9 protein-coding genes are annotated in these 10,595 nt (G+C 49.5%); all 9 read left to right on the top strand.

Annotation, left to right across the window (positions count from 1 at the left end; translation table 11 throughout):
* The first annotated feature begins 685 nt into the window (after window positions 1-685).
* The 9 genes from QZT18_RS22590 (at window position 686) to QZT18_RS22550 (ending at window position 10,519) form a co-directional block, all read left to right on the top strand.
* On the top strand, window positions 686-2,110 hold the full coding sequence (locus tag QZT18_RS22590) for an NAD(P)/FAD-dependent oxidoreductase (RefSeq protein WP_366925958.1): 1,425 nt from the start codon (window positions 686-688) through the stop codon (window positions 2,108-2,110).
* A gap of 12 nt (window positions 2,111-2,122) precedes the next feature.
* Window positions 2,123-3,388, top strand: coding sequence for an NAD(P)/FAD-dependent oxidoreductase (locus QZT18_RS22585; RefSeq protein ID WP_294151831.1), 1,266 nt, complete (start codon window positions 2,123-2,125; stop codon window positions 3,386-3,388).
* A complete protein-coding gene (locus QZT18_RS22580) occupies window positions 3,388-3,750 on the top strand; it encodes a DUF1667 domain-containing protein (RefSeq protein WP_294151829.1) in 363 nt (120 codons plus the stop codon). The genes QZT18_RS22585 and QZT18_RS22580 overlap by 1 nt, the downstream gene beginning before the upstream one ends.
* A gap of 49 nt (window positions 3,751-3,799) precedes the next feature.
* On the top strand, window positions 3,800-4,615 hold the full coding sequence (locus tag QZT18_RS22575; protein ID WP_294151827.1) for an HAD-IIA family hydrolase: 816 nt from the start codon (window positions 3,800-3,802) through the stop codon (window positions 4,613-4,615).
* A 93-nt stretch (window positions 4,616-4,708) separates the two neighbouring features.
* Window positions 4,709-6,400 carry a cation:proton antiporter gene (locus QZT18_RS22570; RefSeq protein ID WP_294151825.1) on the top strand — a complete coding sequence of 564 codons (1,692 nt, stop codon included), beginning with the start codon at window positions 4,709-4,711 and terminating at the stop codon, window positions 6,398-6,400.
* Between the two features lie 314 nt (window positions 6,401-6,714).
* Window positions 6,715-7,452 carry a glycerophosphodiester phosphodiesterase gene (locus QZT18_RS22565; RefSeq protein WP_294151822.1) on the top strand — a complete coding sequence of 246 codons (738 nt, stop codon included), beginning with the start codon at window positions 6,715-6,717 and terminating at the stop codon, window positions 7,450-7,452.
* Between the two features lie 45 nt (window positions 7,453-7,497).
* Complete coding sequence (locus QZT18_RS22560; RefSeq protein ID WP_294151820.1) at window positions 7,498-8,577, top strand: C4-dicarboxylate TRAP transporter substrate-binding protein; 1,080 nt, start codon at window positions 7,498-7,500, stop codon at window positions 8,575-8,577.
* A 157-nt stretch (window positions 8,578-8,734) separates the two neighbouring features.
* Window positions 8,735-9,235: a TRAP transporter small permease gene (locus QZT18_RS22555; protein WP_294151815.1), complete on the top strand. Its 501-nt coding sequence runs from the start codon at window positions 8,735-8,737 to the stop codon at window positions 9,233-9,235.
* A complete protein-coding gene (locus tag QZT18_RS22550; protein ID WP_294151811.1) occupies window positions 9,236-10,519 on the top strand; it encodes a TRAP transporter large permease in 1,284 nt (427 codons plus the stop codon).
* Window positions 10,520-10,595 lie beyond the last annotated feature (76 nt).

Below are 10,595 nucleotides of genomic sequence, written 5' to 3'. Positions count from 1 at the left end.
GTACTAAGGCGTCTGAAAGACGCCGCCTAAGTGCTGATGAACTCCCAGGTTCCCTCCGGAATCTTTTTCTCCCTCCTTCCCCACAGGCAGGTTATGGCCCGGGACTGAAGACGCGTAGGTTTTTGCCATCCCGAACTCCGGCCTGCGGCGGCTGAACTGTTCTATTTCTTCAAGTGGGAAGGGGACTGGCGCGACCACTACGTTTCTTCGGATACGGGAGAAATTCCGCCTGTTCTGGTTGATTTAGCATCCGCTCGCATTCCACAAGCGGAAACGAGTCCCCGCAGGGATTTTTTCTCCCGGATTCTTCTTCACTATCCCTACCCAACCGGGACTGAAGACTCAACCACCTAGCCTCCACCCCGTCCGCTATCTTACAGAGGCGTCCTTGCATCCCAACTAAATAAATATTGACATTAAATCATAAATTGGTTAAAATAAGGTTAAATAAATAAAAGCCTATGAGAGATAAGAGTAAGGTATCAAGTGTCTTCGGACACTTTGTTTCCTTACTCTTTTTGTTGAATGGCAATGAAAAGTTCGCGAAGCGTGCTTTTCGTTGTTTATTGGTGGTAAAAAGTCTGTAAAGTGCGCTTTTTGTTACCGTTGGCGGCGGATTTGCCGATGTTTCTGACTGGCGCCGTCATAACAAATGTAAAAGGAGAGAAGAAGAATGAGCAGTTGTATCTATGATGTAGTTGTAATCGGTGGCGGCGTGACAGGTTGTTCCGTTGCCAGAGAATTATCCAGGTATAATCTCCACACCTGCCTGCTGGAACGCGAGGAAGACGTTTGTTCAGGTACTTCCAAAGCCAATAGCGCCATTGTGCATGCGGGATATGACGCGGCCAACGGCTCCCTGAAAGCGAAACTGAATGTACAGGGAAATGAGATGATGGAGCAGCTTTCAAAGGATTTACAATTCGATTTCAAACGCAATGGTTCCATGGTGCTCTGCTTTGACGAAAGTGATATGCCGTCCCTGGAAGCATTGTACGAGAGAGGCGTGAAAAACGGCGTTCCGGGCATTACGATTATCACAGGGGACGAGGCGAGAGCCAAGGAACCGAATGTGAGTGAGACGGTGGTGGCTGCCATCTATGCTCCTACGGGCGGAATCGTATGTCCTTTCGGCCTGACCATCGCGATGGCTGAGAATGCATATGAGAACGGCGTGGAATTCAGGATGAATACCGAGGTGGTGAGGATTGAGAAAACGGATTCCGGCTACCGGTTAAACACGGCGGACGGCGAGATTGAAACAAAATATGTGGTAAATGCAGCAGGTGTTTACGCCGATGTATTCCACAACATGGTAAGTGAGAAGAAGCTTCAGATTATTCCGAGAAGAGGCGATTACTGCCTGCTCGACAAAGAAGCGGGAAACCATGTGTCCCATACCATCTTCCAGCTTCCGGGCAAATACGGAAAAGGCGTTCTGGTATCCCCGACCGTCCATGGCAATCTGCTGGTAGGACCTACGGCAATCGATCTGGATGACAAAGAGGCTACCGCTACAACGGCGGAGGGACTGGCGGAGACCGTTTCAAAGTCCGTTTTAAGCGTTAAAAATATACCTTTCAGACAGACAATCACCTCCTTTGCAGGTCTTCGCGCCCATGAGGTGAACGACGAATTTATCATCGGTGAAGCAGAGGATGCAAAGGGATTCTACGATGCGGCGGGAATCGAGTCCCCGGGACTTTCCTGTGCGCCGGCCCTTGGAAAATATCTGGCCGAAATGATTGCAGAAGCGTCGGGAGCTGAGAAAAAAGCAGATTTCAAGGCAACGAGAAAAGGATTTATCAAGGCGGCGGAGCTTCCGAGAGAAGAGAGGGCAAAGCTTATCAAAGAGCATCCGGAATACGGTACTATCATCTGCCGCTGTGAGAATATCAGTGAAGGTGAGATTGTCGACGCCATCAGAAGACCGCTCGGAGCCGTGTCCCTGGACGGAATCAAGAGAAGGGTGCGCGCCGGAATGGGAAGATGCCAGGCCGGATTCTGCACTCCGAGGACGATGGAGATCCTCGCGAAGGAGCGGGGCATGTCAATGGATGATATCTGCAAAAACAGAGCCGGTTCAGAACTGTTAAAGGGTGATAAATAGGAGGAGCTTAAGATGAAGCATCATGATATTGTAATTATAGGCGGCGGCCCGGCAGGCCTCGCTGCAGCGGTTTCGGCACGTCGGGCAGGCGCATTGGATATCCTGATTCTGGAGAGGGACAATGTGCTGGGCGGTATTTTAAACCAGTGTATCCACAACGGATTTGGCCTTCATACATTCAAGGAAGAGCTGACGGGTCCCGAATATGCAGCCCGTTATATTGAAATGGTGATGGAAGAAAAGATTCCCTATAGACTGAACACCATGGTAATCGATATCAACAATGAAAAAGAAGTGACCTATATTAATAAAGAGGAAGGCCTTACGACAATCAAGGCCGGAGCCGTCATCCTGGCAATGGGATGCCGCGAACGTCCGAGGGGAGCCCTCAACATCCCGGGTTACCGGCCGGCCGGTATTTTCTCCGCAGGAACGGCGCAGAGACTGATGAATATCGAGGGTTACAGCGTGGGCAAGGAAGTGGTTATCCTGGGTTCCGGCGATATCGGACTTATCATGGCAAGGCGTATGACGCTTGAGGGCGCAAAGGTGAAAGTGGTTGCGGAGCTGATGCCTTACTCCGGCGGTCTCAAGAGAAATATTGTGCAGTGCCTCGACGACTACGGTATTCCGCTGAAACTCAGCCATACGGTGACGGAAATCCATGGCAAGGAGAGAGTGACGGGCATCACAATCGCCCAGGTTGATGAAAACAGAAAGCCGGTTCCGGGAACGGAAGAATTCTATTCCTGCGATACGCTTCTCCTTTCCGTAGGACTGATTCCGGAGAACGAGCTGACCAAGGGCGTAGGCGTATCGATGAACCAGGTTACCTCCGGCCCGAATGTCAATGACCACCTTCAGACGGAGGCCGAGGGCGTATTTGCCTGCGGTAATGTCCTTCACGTACACGATCTGGTGGATTATGTTTCCGAGGAAGCAAACCTGGCGGGAAAGAATGCCGCGGACTATGTGAAAAACGGAACTGCCCCGGGCCGGGGAAAAGAAGTAAAGTTAGAGGCTGTAAACGGCGTCCGTTATACCGTTCCGCAGTCACTTGATATTCAGAATATGAATGACCAGGTGGTAGTTCGTTTCCGCGTGGCCGATGTATACAAGGATCGTTTCATATCCGTATATTACGGGGATGAGAGAGTGTCAAAGAGGAAGAAGAAAGTTCTTGCCCCGGGAGAGATGGAGCAGGTTATCCTGAAAAAAGACAGCTTTAAAAACTATCCTGATCTAGAGAAGATTGTGATTTGTACGGAGGTGGAGTAATGGAAAAGAGAGATCTGATCTGTATCGGCTGTCCTTTGGGCTGCCCTGTGAGCGTTACGACAGACGGGGACAATATTACCGTAACGGGCAATACATGTGCAAAGGGTGAGGCATACGCCAAAAAGGAAGTGACAAACCCGACCCGTATCGTGACTTCCAGTGTCGTTGTGGAAGGCGGAACTCTCACAAGAGCATCCGTAAAAACGAAAGAAGATATCCCGAAGGGAAAAATCTTCGATATCATGAAGGAAATCAGGGCGGTCAGAATGAAGGCGCCCGTCCATATGGGCGACGTTATCATTGAAGACTGTGCGGGAACCGGCGTTTCCGTCATTGCCACAAAGACAGTGGAGGCGGTTTAAAGAGCAGCATACATATTGTATCATCAGGAACAGACGGGAGGAACAGGAAATGACCGGAAACAGGGACATACTGAAGGAAATCAGGCTGTTTGTACTTGATATGGACGGCACGTTCTATCTGGGAGACAGAAGACTCGACGGGGCTTTGGAGTTTATACATGCCGTAGAGGCGGCAGGGAAGAAATTCCTGTTTTTCACAAACAACTCATCAAAGTCGCCGGAGAATTATATTCACAAATTAGAGAAGATGGATTGCCATATAACCAGAGACCAGATTGTCACATCGGGAGATGTGACAATCCGCTATCTGAAAGAATTCTATGGCGGGAAAACCGTTTATCTGATGGGCACAAAAGCGCTGGAAGAAAGTTTCACAAAGGCCGGAATCAACCTTGTGAACGGCCGGACGGGAAGCGATGCAGAGAAAACACCCGATGTGGTGGTGATTGGATTTGACACGGAGCTGACCTATGAGAAGCTGGAACGCGCCTGCACCCATATCAGGAACGGAGCCGTTTTCCTTGCCACCCATCTGGATATCAACTGCCCGGTGGAGGGCGGTTTTATACCGGACTGCGGAGCCATGTGCGCCGCTATTGCACTTTCCACGGGAGTGCAGCCCAAATATCTCGGAAAACCGTTCGTAGAAACGGTGGATATGGTTCTTGACCATACCGGAATGGAGAAAGAGGCGGTGGCATTCGTGGGAGACCGTATCTATACGGACGTGGCTACCGGCGTCAACAACGGCGCTAAGGGATTCCTGGTTCTGACCGGGGAGACAAAGCTGGAGGATGTGGAGAAATCTTCCGTAAAGCCGGATGCGATTTTTGATTCACTGGGGGAAATGATGGAGTTCCTGTAAAGGTAGGCAGGTTATGTATCGCAAAGCAGTAACCGTGCAGGCGCTGAATCGTTTCGGTTTTTTGCAATAGACTATATGTAGGGGGGAGTTAAGATGCAGGAATTTTTAAGTCAGTTAAGTCAGGAGACGGAAGCGCTTCTTGTACTTTCTATCATACTATTTGCAGGGTTTATCATGACAAGGCTGACCAATACCTTGAACCTGCCCAAAGTGAGCGGTTACATATTGGCGGGTATACTGATCGGCCCCTGCTGCCTGAATTTTATTCCGCAGCACATGATTGATTCCATGGGTTTTGTAAGCGATTTGGCTCTGGCCTTTATCGCCTTCGGCGTCGGCAAATTCTTCAAAAAAGAAGTGCTGATGAAGACCGGTAAAAAGATTATCGTCATCACAATCAGTGAGGCCCTGACGGCCGGTGTGCTTGTGACGGTGATATTAAAGTTTGTATTTCATTTGGACTGGGATTTCGCCCTGATTCTCGGCGCGATTGCCACGGCGACGGCTCCGGCCAGCACGATGATGACGATTAACCAGTATAAGGCAAAAGGCGAATTTGTCAACACGCTGCTTCAGATTGTGGCGCTGGACGACGTTGTCTGTCTTCTCGCCTTCAGCGTGGTGGCGGCCATTGCCAATGGAAGGGCGTCGGGAGCCCTGTCCGCCAACGACATTATAATCCCGATCCTGCTGAATCTGCTCGCAATCTTCCTGGGATTCTTCTGCGGCTACTTCTTAAGCCGTCTGCTGATCCCTGCCAGAAGCAGAGACAACAGGCTGATTCTGGCCATAGCCATGCTGCTCGGGCTTTCGGGCATCTGTGCGGCGGCCAATATTTCCCCGTTGTTATCCTGCATGGTGTTCGGCGCGGCGTACATTAATCTGACCAAGGACAAAAAGCTGTTCCGGCAGATCAATAACTTCACGCCTCCCGTCATGTCCATCTTCTTTATCGTTTCCGGTATGAATCTGGACGTGACGGCCCTGTCCACGGTGGGAGCCATCGGTGTGGCCTATTTTATCATCCGTATCGTCGGAAAATACCTGGGAACGTATTTCAGCTGTATGGTGATGGGAACCAGCAAAGAAATACGTAAATATATGGGTCTCGCCCTGATCCCGCAGGCCGGTGTCGCGATCGGTCTGGCGTTCCTCGGACAGAGGCTTCTGCCGCCGGAGACGGGAAACCTGATGCTGACCATCATCCTTTCGTCCTCCGTCCTTTATGAGATGGTTGGCCCGGTCAGCGCCAAAGCATCCCTGTTCTTGTCCGGCAGTATTGCCTTTAAGAAAGAGGAGCACTGTAAGGAAGAAAAAATGGAGTTTGACGCCTCGGTCGATATCCTGGAAAAGGTGAAAGGCCTTCCGCTGGATATTGACAACTCTGAGGAGGATCAGGATGCGGCTTCGGAGCATGAAACCATGTGTGAAAAAATTGACGGAAATCCGGCAAAAACACCTGTTTTGGAGTGCGAAGATCGGGAAGACCCCTGTGAATGTGCAGAGGATGAAGGGGAGGATACAGAGGAAGATTCCTGCGATTCCGAGGATGGGGAAGACGGAGACTGCGACGACGACCAGGAAGACTGTGGCTGCCAGTCGGATGACGACGACTCGGAAGACGGTGATGATGCTGATGAACACGAAGATCTGGTCGACGGCATGCTGGAAGAGCTGAGAGAATACAACAAGGGTGTGGATGAACGGGACGATTATGATATTGAGAAAGAGGTCAAACCGTCGAAGCGTAAAAAGAAGAAAAAGCAGAACAAAAAGAACAAATAAATATGGTTAATTATTTGTCAATATTTACATAAATTGACGGAGATTGCAAAAATAACTGGATGATATCTACAAAAATGCTTGCTTATTTGTTGAGATAGTGTTAAGATTACACTATAATTTCGATAAATGAATACAAAGCAGAGAGTTGGAGAGCGGCGCAAACTAGAATCAGTTCACTTAGGTGAGCTGCTTTAGTCGAACCGCTTTTTTCTTTTCCCGGAAACTGCATTTCCGGGGGAAAGATAAGACGACCGGTCTGCGGCATTTGTCGGAGCAGAGAAAATAAACAGGAGCGCAAGCTGCAGGAGGGTATCATGGTAAAGAATTTTGCCCACAGAGGATTCAGTGGAAATTATCCGGAAAACACAATGCTGGCTTTTGAAAAAGCCGTGCAGACAGAGGGCTGTGACGGAATTGAGATGGACGTCCATCTGACCAAGGACGGCGAGGTCGTGATTATTCACGATGAGAAACTGGATCGTACCTGTGTAAACGGGACCGGCTATGTAAGAGACTATACATATGAAGAGCTGAAGAAGTTTGACATGTCCTTCAAATTCGCAGGCCAGTGTGAGCCACAGCATGTTCCCACTCTCCGGGAATATTTCGAGCTGGTAAAGGACACGCCTATCATAACCAACATCGAACTGAAGACAGGAATTTTTGAGTATCCCGGAATTGAGAAGAAGGTTTATGAGCTGATTCACGAATTCGGGCTGGAGAAGAAGATTATTATATCATCATTCAACCATTTCAGCATCAGAAGAATGAAGGAGATTTGCCCGGAACTGGAATGCGGGCTTCTGACGGAGACATGGCTGATTGACGCAGGCCGCTACACGAAGGGGACCGGAGCGGAATGCCTCCATCCAATATTCTATAACATGACGGAAGAGATCATTGCGGAAGTAAAGAGCCAGGGCATCAAAATCAACACATGGACGGTCAACGAGGAAGAGGATATCAGGACCATGATCGCAAGAGGCGTGGATTCCGTTATCGGCAACTATCCGGACCGCGTGACGAGAATCAGGAAAGAGATGCAGGATTAAGAGAGACTTGAGGGATAAACCCTTAAGATATAAGGAGGAAGAAAAATGAAAAAAATGAAGAAAGTACTGAGCCTGACATTAGCGGCAGCTCTCTGCGTATCATTAGCAGGCTGCGGCTCCAAGAAACCGGCGGAGACACAGGCGCCGAAGGCAGAAGGCCAGGCAGCGGATGGCAGCCAGGAGGCAGCAGCTCCGGCAGACGATTACCATCTGGTATTAAAGCTGAGCCATGTATTTGCACCGGAAGAGCAGTTGACAAAGACGATGGACTCCATCGCGGCAAGCATTCTTGAGAAAACAAACGGAGCAATCGAGATCCAGACCTATCCTCAGGGCCAGCTTGCAACCTACAAAGACGGCGTTGAGCAGGTAGTCCGCGGCGCAGATTTCATCTCCGTAGAGGACCCGTCCTACTTAGGCGACTATGTGCCTGATTTCAACATCCTGGCAGGACCGATGTTAGTTAATACCTACGACGAGTATGAATATCTTCTCGGAACACCGGAAGTACAGGATATGTTCAAGAGAGCAGAGGAAAAAGGAATCAAGATCCTCTCCCTTGACTACATCTTTGGTTTCAGAAGCCTTATGACCAACAAAGTCATCACAAAACCGGAAGACTTAAAGGGCATGAAGATCCGTACACCAGGCAGCCAGTTATATGTTGATACCTTAAACCACATGGGCGCAACGGCAACACCGCTTGCCTTCTCCGAGACAATCTCCGCTGTTCAGCAGGGCGTTGTAGACGGACTGGAAGGAACGATCGACGCATATGCAACAAACGGCAGTGCCGAAGTTGCCAAGAACATGGCTCTCACAAAACATCTTTTAGGCGTTTGCGGCGCATATATCAGCGTAGACGTATGGAACAAGATTCCTGCAGAGTACCAGACCATTATCCAGGATGAGTTCACAAAGGGTGCGGAGACAATGGTTAAGAACATCTCCGAAGGCGAAGAAGCTACAAAACAGAAACTGGAAACAGAGATGGGAATTTCCTTCAACGAAGTTGACAGTGCGGCATTTGCAGAAGCAGTGGCACCTATCTATGAGAATATGAAAGACGTTACTCCGGGTCTCTATGAGAAATTCAGAGAATCAATTGCAAATATGCCAAAATAATGGAATAGCGCAGGGAGGGGCCTGGCGCCCCTCCCTTTTTGATGATTGCGATGAAAAGCCCGCACGGCGTGCTTTTTCCGCCGTCATCATTTCCACACAGGAGCCCGCGTTCGACGCGGGAGGTGACGCGCGTTCCTGACAAGAGAGGAAGAATGGTATGAATAAAACAGTGAAGTTTCTGCTGGGACATTTTGAAGAGATATTGGCCTCCATCTTTATTACTATCACAACAAGTCTCGTCCTTGTTAACGTATTTTTACGTTATTTTATGAAAACCGGTCTTTACTGGACCGAAGAAGTGACAACAAGCTGCTTTGTATGGTGTGTTTTCCTGGGGGCGGCAGCCGGCTACAGAAGGGGAATGCATATTGGGGTTGACATTCTGGTCAATAAATTACCGAATACAATGAGGAATATTGTAAGGATATTAGTTGATTTTGTTCTGCTGTTTACCAACGGATATCTTTTTTATCTGAGCGTGGTGTTTGTACGCCTGTCTTATATAAAACCGACTGCGGTACTTGGGGTATCATCCGCATGGGTCAGCTCGGCGCTGATTGTCGGTTTCGCCCTGACAACGGTTTACTCCGTGGGGCATTTAATCGACGACATCAAGCAGATTATGAAAACAGGCACATTTGGAAAGGGGGAAGAGTAAATGGCATTTTTACCGGTTCTTATCGTATTTATCCTGTACTTCTCAGGGATTCCGATCGCATATGCATTATTTGCATCTTCACTTTTCTACTTCGGTGTGCTGAATACCGGTTCACCGACCGACCTGATTTTACAGAAATTCATCACCAGCACACAGTCGTTCCCATTGCTTGCGATTCCGTTCTTCGTAATGGCGGGTTCCATTATGAACTACGCGGGAATCAGTACCAAGCTGATGAGCTTTGCCGATGTGCTGACAGGCCACCTTCCGGGAGGACTTGCCCAGGTCAACGTACTGCTCAGTATGCTGATGGGCGGCGTATCCGGTTCCGCCAACGCCGATGCGGCCATGCAGTGTAAGATGCTGGTTCCGGAGATGGAGAAGAGGGGTTACAGCAGGGGGTTCTCGGCTGCAATCACAGCGGCGTCCTCGGCCGTTACACCGGTTATTCCGCCGGGAATCAACCTGATTGTATATGCGTTGATTGCGGGCGTTTCGGTAGGTAAGATTTTCATGGCAGGCTATATGCCGGGTATCTTCATGGCGATCTGCCTTATGATTACGGTACATATCATTTCCAAGAAAAGACATTATGCCCCGAGCCGTGAAAAAAGGGCGTCGGGCAGAGAAATCTGGCATCAGGCCATTGATTCCATCTGGGCGCTTCTGTTCCCGTTCGGTATCATCCTGGGTCTTCGTATCGGTCTGTTCACACCGTCCGAAGCCGGAGCCGTTGCCGTTTTATACTGTATTATCATTGGCTCTCTTGTTTATAAGAATCTGCGTCTGGCGCACATTCCCGTTGTCCTCAGGGAGACAATTGAAGGAACCAGCACGGTTGTCCTGATCATTGTTGCTGCCAACGTGTTCGGCTACTATATGAGCTGGGAGCGCATTCCGCAGATGCTGACGGGCCTGCTTCTCGGCATTACACAGAACAAGTATGTAATGCTGATGATTATCAACGTTCTGCTGCTGTTCCTAGGCATGTTCCTGGAGGGCGGCGCGGCCCTGATTATCCTGGCTCCTCTGCTCGTGCCCGTAGTAAAAGGCCTGGGCGTGGATCTGGTGCACTTTGGTCTTGTCTGTATCGTAAATATCATGATTGGCGGACTGACGCCTCCGTTCGGCTCGATGATGTTCACCTGCTGTTCCATTACGGGATGTGAACTGACGACGTTTGTGAAGGAATGTATTCCGTTTATCATTGCCCTTCTAGTGGCTCTGCTGATCGTTACCTATGTTCCGATACTGACGATGTTTATTCCGAATCTGCTCTATTAAGTGGGGTATTAGTTGAGATACGAGGACGCCTCTGTAAGACGGCGGACGGGGGAGTGGGAGGTTGTGTATGAGTCTT

Origin of the sequence: uncultured Clostridium sp., assembly GCF_900547735.1 — a bacterium.
Classification (GTDB): Bacteria; Bacillota; Clostridia; order Lachnospirales; family Lachnospiraceae; genus Otoolea.
The sequence above is the reverse complement of the archived record's forward strand: the minus strand, read 5'-3'. Positions and strand labels throughout refer to the sequence as shown.

Coding starts and splice junctions, on each gene's coding strand:
- QZT18_RS22560 (WP_294151820.1), top strand. CDS start 7,498: ATGAAAAAAATGAAGAAAGTACTGAGCCTGACATTAGCGGCAGCTCTC.
- QZT18_RS22570 (WP_294151825.1), top strand. CDS start 4,709: ATGCAGGAATTTTTAAGTCAGTTAAGTCAGGAGACGGAAGCGCTTCTT.
- QZT18_RS22585 (WP_294151831.1), top strand. CDS start 2,123: ATGAAGCATCATGATATTGTAATTATAGGCGGCGGCCCGGCAGGCCTC.
- QZT18_RS22580 (WP_294151829.1), top strand. CDS start 3,388: ATGGAAAAGAGAGATCTGATCTGTATCGGCTGTCCTTTGGGCTGCCCT.
- QZT18_RS22555 (WP_294151815.1), top strand. CDS start 8,735: ATGAATAAAACAGTGAAGTTTCTGCTGGGACATTTTGAAGAGATATTG.
- QZT18_RS22565 (WP_294151822.1), top strand. CDS start 6,715: ATGGTAAAGAATTTTGCCCACAGAGGATTCAGTGGAAATTATCCGGAA.
- QZT18_RS22575 (WP_294151827.1), top strand. CDS start 3,800: ATGACCGGAAACAGGGACATACTGAAGGAAATCAGGCTGTTTGTACTT.
- QZT18_RS22550 (WP_294151811.1), top strand. CDS start 9,236: ATGGCATTTTTACCGGTTCTTATCGTATTTATCCTGTACTTCTCAGGG.